At 68.6% G+C, this 23,088-nt stretch carries 22 protein-coding genes; 9 read left to right on the top strand and 13 right to left on the bottom strand.

Annotation, left to right across the window (positions count from 1 at the left end):
* Complete coding sequence (locus tag BKK79_RS20420; protein WP_071040256.1) at positions 1 to 1,386, top strand: DUF1501 domain-containing protein; 1,386 nt, start codon at positions 1 to 3, stop codon at positions 1,384 to 1,386.
* A gap of 26 nt (positions 1,387 to 1,412) precedes the next feature.
* Here BKK79_RS20420 and BKK79_RS20415 read toward each other — a convergent pair whose 3' ends face one another.
* Positions 1,413 to 1,871, bottom strand: coding sequence for a hypothetical protein (locus BKK79_RS20415; protein WP_071038613.1), 459 nt, complete (start codon positions 1,869 to 1,871; stop codon positions 1,413 to 1,415).
* Between the two features lie 164 nt (positions 1,872 to 2,035).
* On the opposite strand from BKK79_RS20415, the gene BKK79_RS20410 reads away from it, so the two are divergent.
* The 6 genes from BKK79_RS20410 to BKK79_RS40470 all read left to right on the top strand — a co-directional run bounded on the left by BKK79_RS20410 (position 2,036) and on the right by BKK79_RS40470 (position 7,084).
* Positions 2,036 to 2,413, top strand: coding sequence for a MerR family transcriptional regulator (locus BKK79_RS20410; RefSeq protein WP_071019074.1), 378 nt, complete (start codon positions 2,036 to 2,038; stop codon positions 2,411 to 2,413).
* Positions 2,414 to 2,454: 41 nt separating this feature from the next.
* The gene (locus BKK79_RS20405; RefSeq protein WP_071019075.1) at positions 2,455 to 3,369 is read left to right on the top strand and encodes a LysR family transcriptional regulator; all 915 of its coding nucleotides are present in this window, start codon (positions 2,455 to 2,457) and stop codon (positions 3,367 to 3,369) included.
* A 346-nt stretch (positions 3,370 to 3,715) separates the two neighbouring features.
* Positions 3,716 to 4,774, top strand: a complete 1,059-nt coding sequence (locus tag BKK79_RS20400; RefSeq protein WP_071038612.1) for a porin — start codon at positions 3,716 to 3,718, stop codon at positions 4,772 to 4,774.
* An 80-nt stretch (positions 4,775 to 4,854) separates the two neighbouring features.
* A complete protein-coding gene (locus tag BKK79_RS20395) occupies positions 4,855 to 5,412 on the top strand; it encodes a DUF523 domain-containing protein (RefSeq protein ID WP_071038611.1) in 558 nt (185 codons plus the stop codon).
* A 77-nt stretch (positions 5,413 to 5,489) separates the two neighbouring features.
* Positions 5,490 to 6,740 (top strand): alanine transaminase, encoded by a 1,251-nt coding sequence (alaC, locus tag BKK79_RS20390; RefSeq protein WP_071038610.1) that lies wholly within the window; start codon positions 5,490 to 5,492, stop codon positions 6,738 to 6,740.
* A gap of 191 nt (positions 6,741 to 6,931) precedes the next feature.
* Positions 6,932 to 7,084 carry a hypothetical protein gene (locus BKK79_RS40470; protein ID WP_156811454.1) on the top strand — a complete coding sequence of 51 codons (153 nt, stop codon included), beginning with the start codon at positions 6,932 to 6,934 and terminating at the stop codon, positions 7,082 to 7,084.
* Here the strand turns inward: BKK79_RS40470 and BKK79_RS20385 are convergent.
* The 8 genes from BKK79_RS20385 to fdhD form a co-directional block, all read right to left on the bottom strand.
* Positions 7,073 to 7,744: a DUF2459 domain-containing protein gene (locus tag BKK79_RS20385; RefSeq protein ID WP_071038609.1), complete on the bottom strand. Its 672-nt coding sequence runs from the start codon at positions 7,742 to 7,744 to the stop codon at positions 7,073 to 7,075. The genes BKK79_RS40470 and BKK79_RS20385 overlap by 12 nt on opposite strands.
* 107 nt (positions 7,745 to 7,851) lie before the next feature.
* Positions 7,852 to 8,427 (bottom strand): AAA family ATPase, encoded by a 576-nt coding sequence (locus BKK79_RS20380; RefSeq protein WP_071038608.1) that lies wholly within the window; start codon positions 8,425 to 8,427, stop codon positions 7,852 to 7,854.
* A gap of 225 nt (positions 8,428 to 8,652) precedes the next feature.
* Positions 8,653 to 8,922 (bottom strand): hypothetical protein, encoded by a 270-nt coding sequence (locus BKK79_RS20375; protein ID WP_157128488.1) that lies wholly within the window; start codon positions 8,920 to 8,922, stop codon positions 8,653 to 8,655.
* Positions 8,923 to 9,068: 146 nt separating this feature from the next.
* A complete protein-coding gene (locus BKK79_RS20370; protein ID WP_071038607.1) occupies positions 9,069 to 10,586 on the bottom strand; it encodes an efflux transporter outer membrane subunit in 1,518 nt (505 codons plus the stop codon).
* Position 10,587: 1 nt separating this feature from the next.
* Positions 10,588 to 13,770 (bottom strand): efflux RND transporter permease subunit, encoded by a 3,183-nt coding sequence (locus BKK79_RS20365; protein WP_071038606.1) that lies wholly within the window; start codon positions 13,768 to 13,770, stop codon positions 10,588 to 10,590.
* 15 nt (positions 13,771 to 13,785) lie between these two features.
* Positions 13,786 to 15,051 (bottom strand): efflux RND transporter periplasmic adaptor subunit, encoded by a 1,266-nt coding sequence (locus tag BKK79_RS20360; RefSeq protein WP_071038605.1) that lies wholly within the window; start codon positions 15,049 to 15,051, stop codon positions 13,786 to 13,788.
* 865 nt (positions 15,052 to 15,916) lie between these two features.
* On the bottom strand, positions 15,917 to 17,044 hold the full coding sequence (locus BKK79_RS20355) for a transglutaminase-like domain-containing protein (RefSeq protein WP_071038604.1): 1,128 nt from the start codon (positions 17,042 to 17,044) through the stop codon (positions 15,917 to 15,919).
* A 173-nt stretch (positions 17,045 to 17,217) separates the two neighbouring features.
* Complete coding sequence (gene fdhD / locus BKK79_RS20350; protein WP_071019095.1) at positions 17,218 to 18,039, bottom strand: formate dehydrogenase accessory sulfurtransferase FdhD; 822 nt, start codon at positions 18,037 to 18,039, stop codon at positions 17,218 to 17,220.
* Positions 18,040 to 18,504: 465 nt separating this feature from the next.
* On the opposite strand from fdhD, the gene BKK79_RS20345 reads away from it, so the two are divergent.
* On the top strand, positions 18,505 to 18,717 hold the full coding sequence (locus tag BKK79_RS20345; protein ID WP_156811455.1) for a hypothetical protein: 213 nt from the start codon (positions 18,505 to 18,507) through the stop codon (positions 18,715 to 18,717).
* Positions 18,718 to 19,112: 395 nt separating this feature from the next.
* Complete coding sequence (locus BKK79_RS41970; RefSeq protein ID WP_257787597.1) at positions 19,113 to 19,241, top strand: hypothetical protein; 129 nt, start codon at positions 19,113 to 19,115, stop codon at positions 19,239 to 19,241.
* 478 nt (positions 19,242 to 19,719) lie between these two features.
* On the opposite strand, the gene BKK79_RS20340 is transcribed toward BKK79_RS41970, so the two are convergent.
* The 4 genes from BKK79_RS20340 to BKK79_RS20325 form a co-directional block, all read right to left on the bottom strand.
* A complete protein-coding gene (locus BKK79_RS20340) occupies positions 19,720 to 20,037 on the bottom strand; it encodes a hypothetical protein (RefSeq protein WP_071019098.1) in 318 nt (105 codons plus the stop codon).
* A gap of 292 nt (positions 20,038 to 20,329) precedes the next feature.
* Positions 20,330 to 20,629, bottom strand: coding sequence for a hypothetical protein (locus BKK79_RS20335; RefSeq protein ID WP_071019100.1), 300 nt, complete (start codon positions 20,627 to 20,629; stop codon positions 20,330 to 20,332).
* A gap of 710 nt (positions 20,630 to 21,339) precedes the next feature.
* Entirely contained in the window at positions 21,340 to 22,332 is a 993-nt protein-coding gene (locus tag BKK79_RS20330; RefSeq protein WP_071038603.1) for a tyrosine-type recombinase/integrase, read from the bottom strand.
* 225 nt (positions 22,333 to 22,557) lie between these two features.
* Entirely contained in the window at positions 22,558 to 23,082 is a 525-nt protein-coding gene (locus BKK79_RS20325) for a DUF1643 domain-containing protein (protein WP_071038602.1), read from the bottom strand.
* Positions 23,083 to 23,088: the final 6 nt, after the last annotated feature.

The raw sequence follows: 23,088 nt of genomic DNA, 5'->3' as shown, positions 1-23,088 counted from the left end.
ATGAACCGTAGAGACTGGTTGAAGGGGGCCGCATCCGGCCTCGGCGCCGCCGGCGCGGCGCTGGCGTGGCCCGGCATCGTGTCGCGCGCCTATGCGTTGCCGGCGCAGGCGGACGCGCGCTTCCTGCTGGTGTTCCTGCGCGGCGGCTATGACGCCTGCAGCGTGCTGGTGCCTGCCGGCAGCGACTTCTATCGCGCGGTGCGGCCCACCATCGCCATCCGCGCCCCGCTCGCCGCCGGTGCGCCGCCGGATCCGGCGGCGGCGCTGGCGCTGGCGGCCGGCTTCGAGGCCGATGCCGGCGCCCGTGGCATCGGCAGCTGGGCGCTGCACCCCGCGCTGCGCGACAGCATGCTGCCGCTGTGGCAGCGGCAGCAGCTCGCCTTCCTGCCGTTCGCCGGTACCGCCGACCTGTCGCGCAGCCATTTCGAGACGCAGGACGGCATCGAGGCAGGGCTGCCGTCGGCGCTGGCCGCCGCCGGCGCTGCGCGCGGCAGCGGCTTCCTGAACCGGCTGGCGCTGGCGATGGGCGGGCGCGCTGCGCCGGTCGCCTTCACCGACGGCATGCCGACCGTGCTGTCGGGCACGCGCGACGTGCCCAATGTCTCGCTCAAGGGCACCGGACGCGCGCCCTTCGACGCACGCCAGACACGCCTGCTGGCGCAGATGTACCGGGGTACGCGCTTCGAGCCGCTGATCGACGAGGGCTTCGAGCTGCGCCAGGCCGTGGCGCAGGAAGCCGAGGCCATGCAGCGCCGCGCCGCCATGCCGGCGGCAGCCATGGGCGACGGCACCAGCGGCGCCAGCGGCACCACTGGCACCACCGGCGCCGGCGGCACGCTGGCCGCGCGCCTGGAGGAGATGCAGGCAGCCAACCGGCGCGCGCTCAGCGCCAAGGGCTTCGAACTGGAAGCGCGCCGCATGGCCGGCCTGATGCGGGACAAGTTCAACCTCGCCTTCATCGACGTGGGCGGCTGGGATACCCATGTGAACCAGGGCGCGGCGCAGGGACAGCTGGCCAACCTGCTGGACAATCTCGGGCGCGGCCTGGCCGGTTTCGCCGAGGAGATGGGGCCGGCCTGGAGCAAGACCACGGTGGTGGTGATCTCGGAGTTCGGCCGCACCTTCCGCGAGAACGGCACGCGCGGCACCGACCACGGGCACGGCACCGTCTACTGGGTGGCGGGCGGCACCGTGCGCGGCGGGCGCATCGCCGGTGACCAGGTGGCGGTGGAGGAGCGCACGCTCAACCAGAACCGCGACTGGCCTGTCCTCAACGAGTACCGGGCCGTGCTGGGCGGCTTGTTCCAGCGCCTGTATGGACTCGACGAGTCCCGCCTGGCCCAGGTGTTCCCGGGCGCGCGGCCGCGCGACATCGGCCTGGTCTGAGCGGCAGGGCCGGCCCGCCTGCGCCGTCAGGGGCGGCGGGCGGGCGCCGCCGTATCGCGTGCCTGCCAGCCGGCGGCCAGCCACGGCAGGGCCTGCGCCACGCCCCAGGCGATCTCGAAGACGAGGAAGATCCACAGCAGCCGCGGTCCGCCGCAGGCGAGCGCATAGGCCTGCCATGCCGCGAACAGCGCGCGCGCGGCGGCATCGTAGCCGCCGTGCGCGGGCAGTGGCCGGCGCAGCCGCAGCAGGGCCCAGACCACCACCACGGAACCGAGCAGGTTGGCGAACAGCGTCTGCATCAGGTCCAGCGGCGGCAGCGCGCCCAGGCCGCTGGCGGCACCGGCGGCCGAGAGGGCGGCATGCAGCCAGGCCAGGCTCCAGGGTGTGGCAAAGCCGGCGGTGACCAGCAGGTCGTACCAGGCACTGGCACGCACGAGGCGCAGGTAGCGTTTGCCTGCAAGCGAGGTGGGGAGGGGGTGGTTCATGGTCAGCTCCTTGTCGGTCGTCTCGACGGGAAGGGAAGGCCGGGCGGCCGTCGCCGGCCGCCGCGCCGGCACGGGGTGAGACGTGCCGCAAGGCTGGGGCATGGAGTAAGCTCCAGGGTCAAGCGCCGCCGGCGGGGTGGCGCCAGGACGAGTGGAGGCGCTGGATGCGCATTGGAGAGCTGGCCGAGCGGGCAGGACTGTCGCGCGACGCGGTGCGGTTTTATGAAAAGGTGGGCTTGCTGCAGGGACGGCGGCTGGCCAATGGCTATCGGGACTTCCCGCCGGAGACGGTGGAGTGGCTGCGCTATGTGCGCGTCGCGCAGGCGCTGGGTTTTTCGCTGGCCGAAATCGCCGCGCACGGCGCCACGCTGCGGGCGGCGGAGGATCCCGCCGAGACCTTGTCGGCGCTGCTGCGCGCCAAGCTGGCGGTGATCGACGCACGCCTGGCCGAGCTGGGCGCGCTGCGCGGCGAGCTGGCGGCGCGCATCGGCCAGCCTTGCCCTTTTGCACCGGCGGTCCTGACCGGCCCCGACCTTCTCTGACCTTTCCCGACCCATCGCCGGGCCATGCCCGCCCGTCCAACATGTATTCCCTCGACGACCTCAAGCTCTTCGTGCGCACGGCCGAACTGGAGAACCTTTCCGCGGCGGCACGCGAACTCGACCGTACCGCCGCCACCGCCAGCGCCGCGCTGATCCGGCTGGAGCAGCGTCTCAATGCGCGGCTGTTTGCCCGCACCACCCGCCGCATGCGCCTGACCGAGGAGGGCCGGCTGTTCCTGGACGCCGCGCGCAGGGCATTGGCCGCACTGGAAGAAGGCGAGGGCGCCCTGGCCGAGCAACGCGAAGAGCTGGCCGGGCCGCTGCGCCTGTCGGCGCCGTCGGACCTGGGGCGCAGCTGGCTGCGCGGCTGGCTCGACGATTTCCTCGAAACCCACCCGCAGCTTTCGCTGGAATTGTCCATCGGCGATACCCTGGCCGACCTCTTCCGCAGCAATGTGGACCTGGCCGTGCGCGTCGGCTGGCTCGAAGACTCCAGCCTGGTGCGGCGCCAGCTCACCACCACGCGGCGCGTGGCGGTGGCCGCCCCCTCATACCTCGCGCGCGCCGGCAGGCCGGCGTCGCCCGAGCAGCTCGCCCGCCACCAACTGCTGTGCCTGGCGCCCGGAGGACAGGCGCGCATGCGCTGGCGCTTCCAGTCGGGCAGCCAGCAGGTGGAGGTCGAAGCGAGCGGGCGCCGCACCAGCGACGACGGCGCGGTGGTGCGCGACTGGGCGCTGGGCGGGCACGGCATCGCCTTCAAGAGCTGGTTCGACGTCGCCGCCGACATCCGCGACGGCCGGCTCGAACTGCTGCTGCGCGACTGGTACGGGCAGGCCCTGCCGCTGCAGCTCGTGTTCCTGCGCAACCGTTTTCCGGCCTATCGCCAGCGCCGGCTGATCGAGTTCCTGGAGGCGCGCTTCGCCGCCTTCGACGCCGCCTATCCCTTCCCGGCCTGAATGCCGCCGGCGCGCCCCGCAGGGCGCGCTGCCTGTCTGGCGACAGAGACAAAGCGACATATTTCTTTCATAGAACACCGTCACAATGCGCTCACTGTCGCGGTGACCCGGTGCAGCAGCGCAGCACGGCAGCATGGGGCGGGGATGTGCCAGCCACGTCTTCACCGCGATCAGCCCGTCGATTCCTGCCGATGTCGCGGCGCGTTCCGTCATCAGCTGCTTCCGTGGTGCCCGGTTCCTCGCGGTTCCGGATGCGCCGGGAGGGCGCTCGCGCCATGCCGGCCGATCGGCCCGGTGCGGTGCGGGCGGGGATCGTCATCCGACAAAAAAAGACCGAGTGAATACAGTGAAGAAAGCTCTCCTTGCATTGGCCGCCGCCGCGGTCTCCGGCGGGGCCTACGCCCAGGCCGCGTCCAACGTGACGCTCTACGGCATCGTCGATGCCGGCATCGAAGTGGCCAGCCACGCCCCGGCTGCCAACAACGGCAGCGAGACCGTCTATCGCATGAACTCGGGCAACCTGTCCGGGTCGCGCTGGGGCCTGCGCGGCACCGAAGACCTGGGTAACAACCTCAAGGGCATCTTCGTGCTGGAAAGCGGCTTCGACCTCGACACCGGCATGTCCGGCCAGGGCAACCGCCTGTTCGGCCGCCAGGCCTACGTCGGCGTGCAGGGCGACTTCGGCGCCGTCACGCTGGGCCGCCAGCAGAACGCGCTGTACGACCTGTTCGGCGCCTACGATCCGATGGGCGTGGGCCCGCGCTACTCGCTGAACAGCGTCGACTCGCTGTTCAACGGCCGTGCCGACAACGCTGTCAAGTACACCGGCAAGTTCGGCGGCCTGACCGCCACCGCCTTCTACAGCTTCGGCCGCGACAACAACGGCGAGACCCCGGGCGCCTTCAAGGCCGCCAAGAACTTCGGCGGCGGCGTGTCGTACGGCAACGGCCCGTTCTCGGCCGGCGTGGCCTATGACCAGTTCCAGGGCGCCAGCGCGGCGCTGCAGGACCGCGCGGCCCGCCGCGTGGCCGTGGGCGCGTCCTACGCCTTCGGCGATGCCAAGGTCTTCGCCGGCTACCGCTGGCTGCGCGACGAAGGCACCGCCAGCGCCACCGCCGCGGTGACCCGCAACAACGTCTACTGGCTCGGCGCGCAGTACCGCGTGATGCCGGCGCTGATGCTGACCGGCGCGGCCTACTACACCGACACCAAGAACAGCGGCGCCGATCCGTGGCTGTTCGCGCTGGTGGCCGACTACTCGCTGTCCAAGCGCACCGACGCCTACGCGATGCTGGGCTACACCAAGAACAAGAACGGCTCGGCGCTGGGCCTGAGCGGCAACGGCACCGTGGTCGCCGGCCAGAACCAGGCCGGCGCCACCATCGGCCTGCGCCACCGCTTCTGAGCGGAGCGCCCGCAAGGAACGGGGCGCGGCGGCGGCTGGTGTAGACTGGGGCGGCTTTCCTACGTCCCGGTCCGTACCGCATGCCGCCTGCCGCTTCCCGTCCCGCCTTGCTGATCAGTTCCTGCCTGCTGGGCCGGCCCGTGCGCTACGACGGGCAGGGCAAGGCGCAGCCGGATGCCGTGCTGGCGCGGCTGCGCGAGGTCTTCGAACTGGTGCCGGCCTGTCCCGAGCTGCTGGGCGACCTGCCGGTGCCGCGACCGCCGGCGGAAATCGTCGGCGGCAGCGGGCCGCAGGTGCTGGCCGGCGTCGCCGTGGTGCGCGAGCGCAGCGGCGGCGACGTCAGCGCAGCCTTTGTATCCGGTGCGCAGCAGGCCCTGGCGCTCGCGCGCGAGCGCGGCTGCCGCCATGCCCTGTTGAAGGCATTCAGTCCCTCCTGCGGCAACCGCGCACATTACGACGGCAGCTTCACCGGTGCGCACCGTGCGGGGCAGGGCGTGGCCGCCGCGTTGCTGGCCGAGGCCGGGCTCATGGTGTGGAACGAGGACGAGGTCGATGCCTTGCTGCGCGCCGTTGCCGATGCCGTTGCGGAAGACGCCGGCGCCGATTCAACGCTTGCCGCTTCCGGTCTTCCTCGCTAAGATGTGTTCCGCCTGCCGCACCAACGGCAGGACGCGTCGCTCGGACGGTTCCGGGCGCTTACGTTGAAAGGAACTCCATGTCTGCCGCTTCGGGCAAGCGCCGCTTTGCGCGCATCGATCGCCTTCCCCCCTACGTTTTCAATATCACCGCCGAGTTGAAGATGGCCGCCCGCCGCCGTGGCGAGGACATCATCGACATGAGCATGGGCAACCCCGACGGTGCCACGCCGCCGCATATCGTGGCCAAGCTCACCGAGGCCGCCCAGCGCGCCGACACCCACGGCTATTCGGCCTCCAAGGGCATCCCGCGCCTGCGCCGCGCCATCTCGCACTGGTACCGCGAACGCTACGAGGTCGATATCGACCCCGACAGCGAAGCCATCGTCACCATCGGTTCCAAGGAAGGCCTGGCCCACCTGATGCTGGCCACGCTCGACCGCGGCGATACCGTGCTGGTGCCCGATCCCAGCTACCCGATCCACATCTACGGGGCGGTGATCGCCGGCGCGGATATCCGCTCGGTGCCGCTGACGCCCGGGGTGGACTTCTTCGCCGAGCTGGAAAGCGCGATCCGCGGCAGCTATCCCAAGCCCAAGATGATCGTGCTGGGCTTCCCCTCCAACCCGACCGCGCAATGCGTCGAGCTGGACTTCTTCGAGCGCGTCATCGCGCTGGCGCGCAAGCACGATATCTTCGTGGTGCACGACCTGGCCTATGCCGACATCGTCTTCGACGGCTGGAAGGCGCCGTCGATCATGCAGGTGCCGGGGGCGAAGGACATCGCGGTGGAGTTCTTCACGCTGTCCAAGAGCTACAACATGGCGGGCTGGCGCATCGGCTTCATGGTCGGCAATCCGGACCTGGTGGCGGCGCTCACGCGCATCAAGAGCTATCACGACTACGGCACCTTCACGCCGCTGCAGGTGGCCGCGATCGCCGCGCTCGAAGGCGACCAGCAATGCGTGAAGGAGATCGCGGCGCAATACCAGTCGCGCCGCGACGTGCTGGCGCGCGGGCTGATCGAGTCCGGCTGGCCGGTGGAGATCCCCAAGGCGTCGATGTACATCTGGGCGCGCATCCCGGAGCCCTACCGTGCGCTGGGTTCGCTCGAGTTCTCCAAGCAGCTGCTGGCCAAGGCCAAGGTGTGCGTGTCGCCCGGCATCGGCTTCGGCGACTACGGCGACGAGTACGTGCGCTTCGCGCTGATCGAGAACGAGTCGCGTATCCGCCAGGCGGTGCGCGGCATCAAGGCCATGTTCCGCGCCGACGGGCTGGTCAAGGTACCGGTGGACGAGCACCATCCGCAGCCGGGCAAGGCCAAGGGCTGAGCCTCGTCCAGCGCATATCGGGCGCCATGTGCGGCTGGCGCCGTCCGGCGCGGCCGGCTGCCGCCCCGGGGTGTCTCGATGGGCACCCGGAGCGGGGCCGGCCGGGCGTGGCGCAGTCGTCGCTGCCTATACTGGATTCATTGTCGTTCAATCGGCCCGGCCGCTTGCCGCCGGGCCATGGGAGAACCACGATGCAACGGTATGCCATCCTGATCGCGGCGCTGCTGCCGCTGGCCCTGGCGGGCTGCGTGTCCTTCAGCAGCAGCGACCCCAATCCCCCAGCAAAGACAACCGTCGTGGTGCCGCCGCAAGGTGCCACGGTGTGCACGCCGTCACCGTGCTAGTGCCGGCGCCTGCTGCCGCGCCAGCCCGCGCGCCTGCCGCATCAGCGTGCCGGAGAGCAGGATGTTGCCGTCGACCGGGAGCGCCGCCGCGCGCAGCCCCTCGGCCGTCCAGGTATTGCAGGTGAAGAAGGCATCGTAGGTGCCGGTGGCGGCGAAGAACACACTGCCCGGATACGGGCCATCGCCAAGGCGCATGGCTTGTCCATCAGCGGTGTCCTGCACGGAGGCGCGCAGATAGGCCTGCAGGCCATCCAGACCCTTCTCGCCGACTTCGAGATTGACTACCTCCCTCGCGCCGAAGGCGGCTTCCGGCGGCGCGTTCAGCACCGTCATCAGCAGCGCGGCCCGGCTCGGCAGCAGCGCTGAAAGCGTGGCCAGCACGCCATGCTCGCGCGCCATGACGAATTGCCGCTCGCCGAAACCGAAGCAGAGAAAGCGCGCGCCGTCGAATCCACTGGCCAGTGCCCGCACGCGCTCGCCCGCATCGGGGTACGCCAGGCAGATGTCGGTGTGCCAGCCGCGCGCGACCACGGCGATGCGGGTCACCGGCGGACCGCCCGGCACGGGGGGCGGGGCCGACGCGCAGCCGGCGAGCAGCAGCATTGCCAGCGCCAGCAGGCGCGGACGCGGTGTGGGGCAGGGCGGACCGTTCCGGCGCAACTGGGCTCCTGTCGATAGGTTCCTGTCGATGGACCATGCATCGCATGGCCCTGCGGGAAGTGTAGGCGGCGCACCGCTGCCTGCCGCAAGCCCGGAACGCGGGCGCATCAGGACAGGGCGCCCGCCTGCTCCAGCACGAACGCTGCCCGCCGGGCGACGCTGCCCGGCGGCACCTCGACCAGTTGGTAGCCATAGGCCGCGTAAGTGGCCCGCATCGCTTCGCAGGTACGCACGGCCTCTTCGTAGCTCTGCCGGCGTTCGGCGTCCTGCGTGAAGATCTCGCGCCAGGGCGGCAGCAGGAAGACCTGAGGGCGATAGCGGAAGATGCGCGCGGCGCGCTCGACGTGCGCGGGCACAGGCAGCCCGCTCAGGCGCAGGTAGCCGGCCACGTCCGGCATGCCGCGGTCGAAGAAGACCAGGCCGGGCTGGCGGCCGGCGAGATGATAGGAGCGCATCTCCCAGGCCAGCATGGCTTCGGCGAAGGCCGTCGCATCGCACCAGGGCAGCGCGTTGCCGCCGATGGCGACCTGGTCCCGGATGATGCCGCGCCCCGCTTCTTCGCTGCAGGCATAGCCGGCGCCGGCGAGGGCTTCCAGCAGGGTCGTCTTGCCGGCGCCGGGGCCGCCGGTCAGTACGATGAAGCGGGATGATGCGGAGGTGTCGGTAACGGATGTGGTGGGCATGGCAAAGGGCTGGGCAGGAGGGTGGCGGGGGCAGCGTCACGCTGTCGCGACGCCTGCCGGGCTGGGAATCGGGGACGCGCAGGAGGGGAGCGCAGGAGAGCAGCGCAGGAGAGGAGCGCGCGCGGGAGGGCGAAGCGGGGCGGCGGCTGCGCAGTAGTGCGAGGGAGCGGCGAGGCGGGCGGCGATCGTTGCGGCGCGCAAGGCGCGCGCCGCGCCGGCGCCGCTTCAGGTCCGGCGCACGTGGCCGAGCGTGGCGATCACGAAGCCGGTAAGGAAGACTCCGGAGCACAGCAACAGCCAGTCGCCGCTCATCAGGTTGACCAGGTAGCCGGTGGGCGAGGAGCCGTCGGGGATCAGGTGGATGCGATAGCCTTCCAGCATCAACCGGAACAGGTGGGGGTTGCCGGGCACTTCGCTGAAGGGGATGGCGATCAGCAGGCCGACCACTGCGAGGGCGATCGCGATACCCATGATTCTATAGCCGAGCGTTCTCATGCGCTGGATGTCCTAGTTGTGCCGCCTGGCGCCGGCGGCCCGGGTGCTGCGGTGAGCAGGGCGCGATGCCGCGTGAAGCCAGTCGTTGGTGAGCCAAAGCATCATTTTGGCCGATAGTGATGTATCCGCCTCTGACTTTGGTCAAGTCATGGCAGCTTGCCGGCGGCGCGGCCGGGCGCTTGCGCGTAGTCGACCGCTGCATCGGACGGGCGCGGCGTGTCGCCGGTGTGCTCCAGCCAGCCGCCGCCCAGCGCCTGGTACAGGTCGACCAGGTTGGTCAGGCGCTGCAGCCGGGCCGTGATCAGCTGCTGCTGGGCCGAGTAGAAATCGGTCTGCGCCGTCAGCACGCTCAGGTAGCTGTCGACCCCGCTGCGGTAGCGCATTTCGGACAACTCCAGGCGCCGGCGCTGGGTGCTGGTGAAGAGCGCTAGCGAGCGGATCTGGTTGTCATAGGTGCCGCGCGCGGCGAGCCCGTCGGCGACTTCGCGGAAGGCGGTCTGGATCGCCTTCTCGTAGTTGGCGATGTCGATGCGTTTCTGCACGTGCGCCAGGTCGAGGTTGGCGACGTTCTGCCCGCCCTCGAAGATGGGCAGGGTGATCTGCGGCGTGAACGACCATGCGGCGGAGCCCGGCTTGAACAGGCCGCCGAAGGTGGGCGACAGCGTGCCGCCGCTGCCGGTCAGCGTCACGCGCGGGAAGAAGGCCGCGCGCGCGGCGCCGATATTGGCGTTGGCACCGCGCAGCACCTGCTCGGCGGCGGCGATGTCGGGGCGGCGCGCGAGCAGGTCAGATGGAAGCCCGGGCGGAATGTCGGCCAGCAGGTCCTGGCTGTCCAGCGCCAGGCCGGCAGGCAGATCGGCCGGCAGCGGCTCGCCCACCAGCAGCACCAGCGCATTCTCGGCCTGGGCGCGCAGCCGCTGCTGCGACTCGAGGTTGGCGCGCGCCTGCTCGACCACGCCCTCGGCCTGGCGCAGGGCCAGCTCGGAGCCGGTGCCGGTGTCGAACTGCAGCTTGGTGATGCGGAATGACTCCTGTGCCGTCGCCAGGGTGTTGCGCGTGACGGTGAGCGCATCGTCGTAGGCCAGCATGGTCAGGTACTGGTCGGCCACCGCCGACACCAGTGCGATCTCCGCCGCCTTGCGGTTCTCGGCCTGGGCGAAATACTGCGCCAGCGCCTGATCCTTGAGGCTGCGGACGCGGCCGAAAAAGTCGATCTCCCAGGAGACGTCGAGGCCGACCGAATATTCCGTGGTGATCGGCTTGCCGCTCAGGGTCAGGTCCTTGGGCGTGCGCGTCCGGGTCATCGAGCCGGCCGCGCTGAGCGCGGGGAACAGCGCGGCGCGCGCGATCTGGTACTGCGCGCGGGAGGCTTCGATATTGAGCACCGCCACGCGCAGGTTACGGTTGTTGCGCAGCGCCAGTTCGACCAGCTGCTGCAGGCGTGCGTCGGCGAAGAAATCGCGCCAGCCGATCTCGGGCGCGGCCAGGCCCGCGGCGCTGCGGCTCTTGTCGGCGGCGCCGGCCGCCTCCGGCTGGTGGTCGTAGACGCCGCCGCGCGGGAAATCCGCGTCGACCGGCGCGGCGGGACGCTCGTAGCGGGGCGCGAGCGTGCAGCCGGCGGCGAGCACGGCGGTGCAGGCGGCGATCAGGCTTTGTCTGCGCATCTCAAGGTCCTTCCGTGGGCACGGCCGTGCCGCCGGCGCCGGGTCCGCCCGCGCCGGGCGGCGTGGCCCGTGCCGGCTCGACCTTCTGCTTGCTGAAGCGGCTGATCACGACGAAGAACATCGGGATCATGAAGATGGCGAGGAAGGTGGCGGTCACCATGCCGCCGATCACGCCGGTGCCGATCGCGTGCTGGCTGCCCGAGCCCGCGCCGTTGCTGACCGCCAGCGGCGTGACGCCGAGGATGAAGGCCAGCGAGGTCATCAGGATCGGGCGCAGCCGCAGGCGCGCCGCTTCCACCGCTGCCTCGACCGCGGACAGGCCCTGGTCGCGCAGATCGCGTGCGAATTCCACGATCAGGATGGCGTTCTTGGCCGACAGGCCGACCGTGGTCAGCAGGCCGACCTGGAAGAACACGTCGTTCTCCAGTCCGCGCAGCGTGGTCGCCAGCAGCGCGCCGACCACGCCGAGCGGCACCACCATGATCACCGAGAAGGGGATCGACCAGCTCTCGTAGAGCGCGGCCAGGCACAGGAACACGAACAGGATCGAGATGCCGTACAGGATCGGCGCCTGCGAGCCCGACTGCCGCTCCTGGTAGGACAGGCCGGTCCATTCGTAGCCGATGCCATCGGGCAGCTTGGCGGCGATGGCTTCGACCGCGGTCATGGCCTGTCCGGTGGACTTGCCCGGTGCCGCCGCGCCCTGGATTTCCACCGCGGGAATGCCGTTGTAGCGCTCCAGCTTGGGCGAACCGTAGATCCACTGGCCGCTGCTGAAGGCGCTGAACGGCACCATGGTGCCGGCGGCGTTGCGCACGTACCAGTAGCTCAGGTCGTCCGGGTTCATGCGGAAGCGCGCGTCGCCCTGGGCGTAGACCTTTTTGATGCGGTTGTCCAGGTCGAGGAAGTTATTGACGTAGGACGATGCCCAGGCGATGGAGAAGGTCTGGTCGATGCTGCTGGTGGTGAGGCCCAGCGCGTTGGCCTTCTCGCGGTCGATGTTGATCTTGAACTGCGGCGTGTCGTTGAGGCCGTTGGGCCGCACCTGCGCCAGCGAGGGGTCCTTGGCCGCCATGCCCAGCAGCATGTTGCGCGCCTCCATCAACTTCTCGTGGCCGAGGCCGGCGCGGTCCTGCAGCTCGAAGTCGAAGCCGGAAGCGGTGCCCAGCTCGGGGATCGAGGGCGGGTTGACCGGGAACACATTGGCGTCCTTGTAGGGCGCGAAGTGGGCGAACATGCGGCCGACCAGGGCCGGCACCTTGAGGTTCGCCGTCTTGCGCTGGCTCCAGTCGCGCATGCGCACGAAGGCCAGGCCCGAGTTCTGGCCGCGGCCCGCGAAGCTGAAGCCGTTCACCGTCAGCACCGCCTCCACCGAATCGCGCTCGTCTTCCAGCAGGTAGCGGCGCACATCGTCCAGCACCTTCTGCGTGCGCTCCTGGGTGGAGCCGACCGGGGCCTGCACCAGCACGAACATGGAGCCCTGGTCCTCCTCCGGCAGGAAGGATTTCGGCAGCTTGAGGAAGAGCACCGCCACCACCGCGATCACCATCAGGTAGATGATCAGCCAGCGCCCGGAGCGGCGGATCACGTGCTTCACGCCGCCGTGGTAACGCTGCTGGCTGGCGGTGAAGGTGCGGTTGAACCAGCCGAAGAAGCCTTTCTTCTCCTCGTGGTGGCCCTGCGGGATGGGCTTGAGCATGGAAGCGCACAGGGCCGGGGTCAGGATCAGCGCGACCATCACGGACAGGATCATGGCCGAGACGATGGTCAGCGAGAACTGCCGGTAGATGGCGCCGACCGAGCCGCCGGAGAAGGCGACCGGCACGAACACGGCCGACAGCACCAGCGCCACGCCCACCAGCGCGCCGGTGATCTGCTCCATGGCCTTGCGGGTGGCGTCGCGCGGCGACAGTCCCTCCTCGGCCATCACGCGCTCGACGTTCTCCACCACCACGATGGCGTCGTCCACCAGCAGGCCGATGGCCAGCACCAGCCCGAACATCGACAAGGTATTGATGGAGAAGCCCACCACCGCCATCACGGCGAAGGTACCCAGCAGCACCACCGGCACGGCGATGGTGGGGATCAGGGTGGCGCGCAGGTTCTGCAGGAACAGGTACATCACCAGGAACACCAGCACGATGCCTTCCAGCAGCGTCTTGACCACTTCCTCGATCGACAGCTTGACGAAGGGCGTGGTGTCGTACGGGAATTCCACCACCAGGCCGCTGGGGAAGTACCTGGACAAGGCGGCGATCTTCTCGCGCACGGCCTTGGCGGTGTTCAGCGCATTGGCGCCGGTGGCGAGCTGGATGCCGAAGGCGGCGGTCGGCTGGCCGTTGTACTGCGTGTCGAAGTTGTAGGTCTCGCCACCGAGTTCGATGCGGGCCACGTCGCGCAGGCGCACCTGCGAGCCGTCGGTGTTGACCTTGAGCAGGATGTCGCCGAATTGCGCGGGGGTCTGCAGCAGCGTGGCCTCGGTGATGGTGGCCTGCAGCATCTGGCCGGGCACGGACGGCGTGCCGCCCAGGCTGCCGCCGGCGATCTGCACGTTCTGCGCCTGCACGGCCGCGGTGATGTCCAGCGGCGTCAGGCTGTAGTTGTTCAGCTTGGTCGGGTCCAGCCAGATGCGCATGGCGTACTGCGAGCCGAACAGCGTGACCGTGCCGACGCCGTCGATGCGGCTGATCGGGTCGAGCACGTTGGAGGCCACGTAGTTCGACAGGTCGTAGCGGTTCATGCTGCCGTCCTTGGAGACGAAGGCGAGCACCAGCAGGAAGCTGCTGCTCGACTTGGTCACCTTGGTGCCGAGCTGCTGCACCACCTGCGGCAGCAGCGGCGTGGCGAGCTGCAGCTTGTTCTGCACCTGCACCTGCGCGATGTCCGGGTTGGTGCCGGCGGCGAAGGTGAGCGTGATGGTGGCGGTGCCGGAGTCATCGCTGGTCGAGGACAGGTAGAGCAGGTGGTCGAGGCCGCTCATCTGCTGCTCGATCACCTGCGTCACCGTGTTCTCGACGGTCTTGGCCGAGGCGCCGGGATAGTTGGCGCTGATCTGCACCGCGGGCGGCGCGATGGTCGGGTACTGCGCGATCGGCAGCGTGATGATGGAGGCCACGCCGGCCAGCATCAGGATGATGGCGATGACCCAGGCGAAGATCGGATGGTCGATGAAGAACTTTGCCATGGCGCCGGCTCCCGTCTATCGCGCCGCCGAGGCGGAAGCCGGGGCCGCGGGGGCGGAAGCCGGGGCCGCCGGGGCCGGGGCCGAGGCGCCCGCCGTGGCGGGCGCGGAAACTGGCGGGGCCGCCTGCGCCCCCGAGGCCGGCCCGGCCGGCAGCCTGGGCGCCACCGGCTTGACGGTCATGCCCGGCTTGACCTTCTCCACGCCGTTGACGACCACGCGCTCGCCCGGGCTCAGGCCGCTGTCGATCACCCAGTAGCTGCCATAGGTGCCGGCCGTGACCAGCTTGCGCTGCGCGACCTTGTTGTCCTTGTCGAGCACCAGCGCCACCGGCTGCCCCTTCTGGTCGTGGGTGACGCCGATCTGCGGCACGATGATGGCGCGGTCGTTGGTGCCCTGGTCGATGCGGGCGCGCACGAACATGCCGGGCAGCAGCACGCCGTCCTTATTGGGGAAGATGGCCCGCACGGTGACCGAGCCGGTGGTCTGGTCGACGCTGACGTCGGTGAACTGCAGCTTGCCGGACGCGCCGTAGCTGCGCCCGTCCTCCAGCACCAGCGCGACCTTGGCGGCATTGGCGCCGTTCACCTGCAGGCGCCCCTCCTGGATCTGGCGGCGCAGCTTGAGGCCGTCCACGCTGGACTGGGTCAGGTTGACGTAGATCGGGTCGAGCTGCTGGACCGTGGCCAGCAGCGTGGCCTGGCTGGCCTGCACGTAGGCGCCGGGGGTCACCTGCGACAGGCCGATGCGGCCGGTGATCGGCGAGGTCACGTCGGTGTAGCCCAGGTTGATCTGCGCGGTCTGCACGGCGGCCTTGCCGGCCGCCACGTCGGCCTGGGCCTGTCCCAGCGCTGCCACGGCATTGTCGTAGTCCTGCTTGCTGACGGCGTTGCCGGCGACCAGCACCTTGTAGCGCTGCACCAGGGCCTGCTGGGTGGCCACGTTGGCTTCGGCCTTCGCCAGCGCGGCCTTGGCGCTGTTCAGTGCGGCGATGTAGGGCTGCGGGTCGATCTTGTACAGCAACTGCCCGGCCTTGACGTCATCGCCTTCGGTGAAGACCCGGCGCAGCACGATGCCATCCACGCGGGCGCGCACCTGGGCCACCAGGAAGGCACTGGTGCGGCCGGGCAGTTCGCTGACGACGGGAACCGGTGTCGTCTGCACCGTATAGACGCCGGCCTCCGGCATCGGCGCCTGCGGGGCGGCCTGCTTCTTCCCGCATGCCGACAGTGCGGCGGCCGCCGCCGCACAGACCAGGAGAGAGGAAACCCGTTCGACGCGCATAGAGGAACCTCGGTTTCAATACGGTTGGGCTGGACCGGCTGGCGGGATGGCGGACCCGCACCACGCTGCGGCATGGCCGGCGCGGCCATGCGCACCGCTGGGGAGATGCTGCGCTGTTGGCGCGTCAGGCGCATGACAGGCATGGCCGCGCGGGCGCATGGAGTACTGCAGGAGGCCGGCGCGCCGCATGCGGCGGTGCCGGCCGGAGGAAGAACGGGTCGCGGTTCCGGTCCGGGAGGGTGGCATGTCGTCACCGGTGCAGGCGGTGCATCTGGCTAGGCAGGCAGTTCCTTGTCGGTGGTCGGCGGCTATTCCTGCCGGTGCGGCAGAGCCGCGGCGTTGAGGGCGCGGTGGGCGGGCAGGCGGTGGGGTGGGAGACGCGTCATGCTCGATCAGTGAAAGGCGCCCTGCGCAGAGGGCGCGGTTGCCGGCCGCCGCACGCGGATCGCGCCCGGGGCCGCCTTGCCGCCGAAGCCGATGCGGCTCCTGCCACGGCGTCTTCGACCCGGCCGCCGGATCACGGCGGCATCCGTTACATCACTTTAGGTCACGCCGGAGACAATGCAAGGAACGGGTCACGGTTCCATGAGCGCCGCCGCCAGGCGTCCGGGCATGTCCCGCCGGCATGCGTGGCTGCTGCTCAGGGAGGTCGACCACGCCATGTCGGCACCCGCGGTGGCCTCGGAGCACGGCGGCCAGCACGGCGGCGGCAGCGTGCCGACGCCGGAAGGGGGGAAGCAGGGATCGTGCTCTATCGCGCGATCCCGGCGGCGCGCGGCCGAGGCCGGTGCCGCCGAGGCCGAGCGCCTGCCGTCCTTGCCGGTGCCCGCCGGTGCATGGCGGGTTCGCGGGACCGGCGCGGGTGTCAGGCCAGGCGCCGCGAGCGGATGCGGTAGCCGAAGGCGTCCGGATCGACGCTGTCGAGCGTGCCGGCCACCGTGTGCCCGTTCGGATACATCAGGAAGGGTACCGGCGGCGCGCCGCTGCCCGGCAATGCCACGTCGTGCCCATGGTTGTAGGCCACCCAGTTCATCTCCCAGGCGCCGAACAGCAGGGCGCGCGCCGCGCGCACCTTGGCGTGGTCCATCGGCAGGCCACCCGGCGCTTCTTCCAGCGCGACCTTGCGCACGTCGGCGGGATCGACCGGCACCCAGCCGTAGCCGGCCGTGTAGAACTCGGCGCGGCAATGCTGGGCCTTCGAAATATCGCCGTCCTTGCCCAGGGCCTTGAAGCCGTGCTGCGACAGGTCGACGCGCACGCCGTAGGCGTCGCGCGCCGGGATGCCGACGGCGCGCGACAGGGCCACGAACAGTGCGTTGATGTCCGCGCACTTGCCGTTCATGATGCCCCCGGTGCGCAGCATGGCCGCCACGTCGCCGGTGCCGCAGCCGCGCACGCTGGCATCGCGGCAGGTATGGTCGACCACCCATTGGTAGAGCGCGCGGGCCTTGGCCACGTCGTCGCCGGCGCCGGCTGTGACCTGCAGCGCGGTGTCGCGCACGATGCCGTCGAGGGGCAGCAGCCGGGTCGGCCGCAGGTATTCGCGCAGGACGGCGGCCGACTCGCGCGGCACGGCGGGCGAGGGCGCCTGGCCCAGGTCCACCGCGCGGTCGCGCAGCGCCACCACCTGGGTGAGCGTGGCGCGCAGCGGCCCGTCGGTGGCCTCCGGCCAGCCCACCACGACCATGCGCACATCGTATCCCGGCGCCAGTGCGACACGCGCCTGTCCCGCCGGGGCCTCCCAGCGCGTTGCCAGCGTGCGCTGGTAGTCGCCGAGCTTGCCGCCCGTTGCAGGCAGCCAGACGCTGGCCGGCGCGGCCTGCGCGGGCAGCGCGACCTCGGTGACGATCTCGTAGGTGCGCCATCCAAGGCCGGCCGGTGCCGCATCCGGCGCCGGCGCGGCGGCCATGGCCGGAAGCCCCAGTCCAAGGCCGCTGAGGCCTGCCAGTGCCGGGGTGCCCGCCCCCAGCCGCAAGAATGCACGACGGTCCATGAGCCTTCCTCCACTCGTCAGGTTCCCGCGCATACGCCAGGGCGGCCATGCGCCGTCATTGCATAGTAGGCGGCGCCGGCCAGGTAGGGAGGATTCCGTGGGAGGGGGGCGGCGCGGGAACGGGCGGCCGTTGCGTGCCGCCGGGCAGGCCGCAGGCAGCAGGTTGCTGCCTGCTAGGAGGCAGCCGCGCCGCCGGTGTACTCGACGAAGCCGCTGTGGCGGCAGAAGCTGACCAGCCGCATGCCGGCCTGCTGCGCGATATCGATGGCCAGCGAGGTGGGCGCGGAAATCGTCGCCACCATCGGGATGCCCATGCGCGCGGCCTTGCGCACCAGCTCGTAGCTGGCGCGGCTGGACAGGAAGACGAAGCCCCGGCTCATGTCGACACCGGCGTGCGCGAGGTGTCCGACCAGCTTGTCCAGGGCGTTGTGCCGGCCGACGTCCTCGAAGGCGTGCAGGATGCCGCCATCGAGCGTGCACCAGGCGGCGGCATGCACGCCTCCGGTGGCCGCCATCAGGGTCTGGTGCGCCGGCAGCTCGCGCCAGGCACGCGCCAGCACCGCGTCGAGCGGCAGCGCCGGCAGCGGCCGCGGCACCGGCGCCGGCAGCAGATCCAGCATCTGCAGGCTTTCGATGCCGCACAATCCGCAGCCGGTGCGTCCGGCCAGTGTGCGGCGCCGGTCTTTCAAGGCCAGGAAGGCCTGCTGGGCGATGGTGAGCTGCACCTCGGCGCTGTCCGCGTGCAGCAGCACTTCGATGTCATGGATGTCGCCGACCCGCGCGACCAGGCCCTCGGTGAGCGCGAAGCCGGTGCCGAAAGCCTCCAGATCGCGCGGCGTGGCCATCATGACCGCGTGGGAGATGCCGTTGAAGACCAGGGCGACCGGAAATTCCTCGCTGACGTCATCGGCGCCCGCGGTAAAGGCGTCGCCCTGGTGCCGGACGATGGCGCGGCGCTGGCTGCCGGTGCGTTCGGATTGGGGCTCAAGGCGCATCGGGGCTTCCTTTCTGGTATCGCCGTCGGCTCGCTGGCGGAAAGCAGTGGGCGTCGAACCTGCCTGGGAACGGCTGGCGTCCCCGACCGGGTTTGAAGCCCAGGCTGCCCGAACATTATCACAGTGCGATGGCCCGACATCAACGAAGACACGGGGGGATCGGAGAGGGGCAACGCAGGATCGGCAAACGGTGACAGGCCACCCGTATCGGCGCGCGCAGTTCTCGCTGGGCACACTTTCCTTTGATTGCCGGCATTGTCCGCCCGCCTTCGTCAATGTGTCGCGCATTGTCGAAACCCGGGATTCCACCCTTCCCATCGCTTTGGCACATGCGCACGGATTCCATGCGGGCCTCCCCGGAAAGTAGGGGGCATATCGGAACCTTTCAGGCTGCGCTGTAGTAGTCTTCGCCAGACCATGTCTGAGATTGCGGGCCTTGGGATAGAAATAGCCGGAGCTATGCGCATGTCCATTCAGTGGTACCACAACTACATCGTCGAAGGCTTTGCAAAACCCTCCGGAGCCGGCAGGTTCGCGGCCCTCGGACGGGTACGGCTCGGCGACCATGTCATTGCCGAGTCCGAAGCGTTCGGCAGCTTCGCGCAGTGCAGCGATGCTCAGTCGGGCGGCCTGTCCTGGGCCCAGAGACATGTCGATGCCTTGATTTCCTCAGCGTGAGCCTGCTCCCGGCGAGCCTGGATTCACGCCGCGTGTCGAGACGCCGTCGATGAACGATAGGCGGTAATGGATACGCAGCAACTTCTGCAAATGCAAGGCAGGAGAGCAACAGGAGGTAAGGCTCCATGGCTGGACGGAATCCGTCAACTATCCTGAATGAATGGAATTGAAAGAGGAAAGAGGAAAGAGGAAAGAGGAAAGAGGAAAGAGGAAAGGGAATTGAAAGACCGGGGGGCGCTCCGAGGTTGGAGTAGCAGGAGAGGTAGATGAGGCAGTCATTTGATCGATTCATTGCAACATAACCACTGACGTCCGGCGGGAATCGCCTGGTGCAAGTCTGCGGTGCCGCCTTGTGGGATTTCGGTCGATTTGAGTCACTCGGCCGGTGCACGGAAATGGCGACCACGATCTTTCCCAGGTTGCGCCTTTTCCGCCTGCCGATCCAGTCGCACGAATTGGACGTCGACGCGCTTCGCATCCTGGTCAGCACCCACATCGTGCATGACGTGTCGATAGCAGCGTAGCCGTCAGAACCGAGGATTTCTTGCCGCCGTCCTGGCGGCTCGCCCGCCGCGAGCGGGCGTTTTTCATTATTGGAGGCGGAGTGGACCGCTCATGTCCGGCGCGGCGGCCGTGGTGCGCGATTTCCCGTGCACCGGGCACTCCCTGTCGGCCGCTGCTCGATGAACCGGGGCAGGCGGCTGGGCTGTGTGCCGCCGCGCTGCAGGCCAGCTTCGGCCCGGGTGCTGGCCGGTGACCGATGGAAAAAGCGGGGCAAAGGCGCGGGAGCACCTTTGCCCACCGGGAGTGGCAGCATGAAAACGCTGCTGCGTGACATTTTCGGTGTTTGTATCAAACTTGTTACCCTGCACAAGTCTGGTGCATACGAAGGTGGGGTAAAGCGGCAGCGATGCCGCCCGTCGGCTTAGCTCCGGGGCAGGCCGGCAGGGCGCGCGTAGCGCTGCCTCGGTCAGCGCCGGCGGAACGCTGCGGGAATGGTCGCTACGCGTGGTCGGCATCGGCGTTCGCCGTGTCGGGCGTGACCGGTTCGGCGCGATAGGCGATCCAGTAGTGGTAGTAGCTCTTGTGATGGCGGGCCAGCTTCCGCTCGAAGAAGATCCGGACGGTGCCGGCCTCGCCGGCGTCGATCACCACCTCGGCATGCGCGAGTCCGTCAGCAGCGGCGGGGCCGAGCGTCTGTCTTGCCACGTGGACGAAGTCGCTCGGGACGCGCGCCAGGATGCCGTTTGCGGGGTGGGTAGCGGGGACGTACGTGTCGCAGGGATCGTCGTTGGCGATGCGGAGTTTCGGGTTGCCCATGATGCGCCACTTGCTGTGTACTGTATGAATATACAGTATAGCGCGGTGGCCGCTGCTCTGGTCCAGCGCTGGCCGTCGGCTGCAATGCCACGCGCAGATGACGTCACCCACCGATCGGCAGGCTGCTGCCAGCCGATCCGGTCATGGCATTGCCGTTCCGGACTGCTGTATGCGACATGCGCCGACATGCGCCGACATGCGGCCGACCACCCGGTCGCCCTGCTTGCCGACCGGGTCGGCGTGCTTGTGTCGCTCCGGAACAGATTTCAACGAAAGCGCACTTACCCACGCATCAGGTGTAGCTCTCCCAGTTGTCAGCGAGCCATTCGGACACATCCATTCTCGAGCGGACGTCACTCGGCAAATGCAGGTGGATCAGGCGTTCGGCCTTGAGCGCATGGGCCCGGGTCAATGGCTTGCCATCGGCATCGTTCCAGCTCCGGCAGAAGTGGACCAGAAAGGCCAGCACCTCGTACCCCTCCTTGCGATTCAAAAGCACGTCATCCGGTTTCCCGGTCAGCTTGGGGTTGTCGCCATTCACAGGCGTCCAACTGTATTCGTATTGCAGGTCGCTCCGAGTGATGACAGGCATGGCGCGGCTTCCTTATCCCAAGAGTGCGAAGAAGTCGATGCCGCTCGCCGAAGGCAGGGCGGCGGTCACCAGCCCATGGTGAACGAGCCCTGGCCTGGCATCCAATCCCTCTAAAGAGCGGGGTGGGAAAAGCGGTGCCTTCCCTTGCTTGTCATGACTGGGCACTGCGGCTGCGCTGCTTGGGCGGCACGGAGAAGAACGCCAAGGTGAACCGGTGATCGGATGGCGAGTCTGGTCGTGAGGGCGTCTTCCGGCGACGGCGTGGCGCCTCGGTGGGATCTCAGTGGGACGGATGCCGAACAACCGCTGTGAGTTGGCGGCACAGGGGCACTCCGGCGATGCCATGAAGCTGCAAGGGCGCAGGCGCGCGGCATGCAACGAGGAGCGCGAACGAGGAGCGCCAACGATGAGCACTCGAGCGGGCACTCGAGCGGGCACTCGAGCGGGCATGGCAGAAAACCACAGGCCACCCCCGTTCCTCGCTCCCTTCGGTCTCCACCAGAGCGCCGGAAATCTTGTGGCGGAAAGCAGTAGGAGTCGAACCTACCTGGGAACGGCTGACGCCCCCAACCGGGTTTGAAGCCCAGAATGCCTGTACATCGATACAGTGGTATGGCCTGTATGCCACGGAAACGTGGGCCTTCCAGGGGTGCCAGATGCTGTATATGCAGACAGTATTTGATGGTGCTACGGCAGAAAATCCCACACCCCTATTTGCTCTTTCCGATCTTGCTGACGGCATCTGCCAGGCGGTCCGTAAGAAGGTGTGCATATCGCTTTGTGGAAGCGGGAGTCTTGTGCCCCAGCACGCCTCCGACGGTGTAAAGGTCCACGCCGCCGTTGATCATCTCCGACGCCGCGCTATGCCGTAGATCATGGAATCGTAGATCAGGATACCCCGCCTTTGTGCGGGCCTTGACCCATTCGTCCTTGACCTTCTGGGGCTTGATCGTGAACCGCACGCTCCTTGCGATGACCGCTATCCGACGATGGATCGGAACGATGCGCGGCCGGCCGTTTTTCGTCCGCACAAGAGAGTACCCGTCCCTGGTTACCGCGGCGCGCAAAATCTCGCTCAGGCGCATGCCGGAATAGAAGGCCACCCTTATCGCGGCGCGTACCTCACGATGTGAGCATGCTCTTGCGATCTCAAGCATCGTGCGCCGGTCTTCGTAGATGTGCCGCTCGTTATCGAAGTTGGGTATTACCATGCGACCGGTCTCGTCGTGCTCGATCAAGCCCTTTTTGTACGCATACTTGATCGCGGCGCGGACATAGCCCAGGACATTGCTTATCGATTTGTCCGCGAGCGGCTTTTTCCTGGTGCCATTGTGATCGACGTTCGAGCGCAAGTAGCTCGTGAAGCGGATCGACCAATCATAGAGGTCCATGGCGTCCTGCCCCTCGTACTCTGGGGCATACTTCTCCATGATTTGAGAGCGCGAACTCAAGTCCTTCCAGCTGGCGCCCTTGTCGGTGAAATGGAGCTGCACACATTCGCCGATCGTGACGGTGCGCTTCTTGACGCCGGTTTCTAGGGCGTAGACTTCGGCATCCCACTGGCGGCCAAGCTTGTCCGCTTCTGCCGCAGAAACTCCCGCAGGGATAATCTTTGTCTTTCTGATTCGCTTGCCTTCGATGGTGCGCTCGAACGTCCACCTGTAGCGCCTGCGTCCATTTTTGGTGATGGTTTCGATTGGCATGATGCGAGGTACTTGTAGAGAGAATCGAGGTCGTAGACGTAGGTTTTATGCCCGAGGCGAAAGCGCTGAATGATGGAGCAGCCTCGGTCGATTCGGCTGATGTTCTGGTATGGAATGCCCAGGATCGCCGCTGCTTCCTTGGCGCTCACACGTGTTCCATTCTGAAGGTTCATTTGACTCCCCAGCTTCTGCGGGTCAATTCGATGATGCGTGCTGCTGCTTCGGTCATTGCTGAAAGGGCTGCGGCCGCGTCTTGGCCGCGATGTAGAGCGGGTGCTTCGGGCTGCCGTCCTGGTTCAGCCCGAGGTGATTGAGCAGCTTCCCGCGGCCGCACATCCGGACGATGCGCAGGACCTCCGCCGCGCGCGCCGGCGCCGCCTTGTGGGCGCCCCAGGCGCAGATGACCATCGCGCACCGGTCGATCGCGTCCATGATGGCGCCGTCGTTCTGGTCCGCGCGTTCGCCCAGCGGCGCCGGGTGTGTCAGCAACCCATCCGGGTCGGTCGAGCGCAGCGGGAAGAGGTTGACCACCTCCAGGCGGCCGTACTTGCCGGCGATCGCGCGCTGCAGGCAGCGGGTGATGGTCGGGTCGTCGACCTGGTGGTCGGCCGTCGACGGGTTGAGCATGATGAAGCCGAGCGCCGGCCGGCTGCTGTCCCACTCGCGCCAGAGGCGGTAGCGGTATTGCTCGCAGTCCGAGAGGATGGCGCCGGCCTCGCCGACGAGAGTCTGGGTGATCAGGCGCTTCATGCTAGG

Origin of the sequence: Cupriavidus sp. USMAA2-4, assembly GCF_001854305.1 — a bacterium.
GTDB classification, from domain to species: domain Bacteria; phylum Pseudomonadota; class Gammaproteobacteria; order Burkholderiales; family Burkholderiaceae; genus Cupriavidus; species Cupriavidus malaysiensis.
Note: the sequence above shows the minus strand (reverse complement) of the source record. Positions and strands in the feature narration are given on the sequence as shown.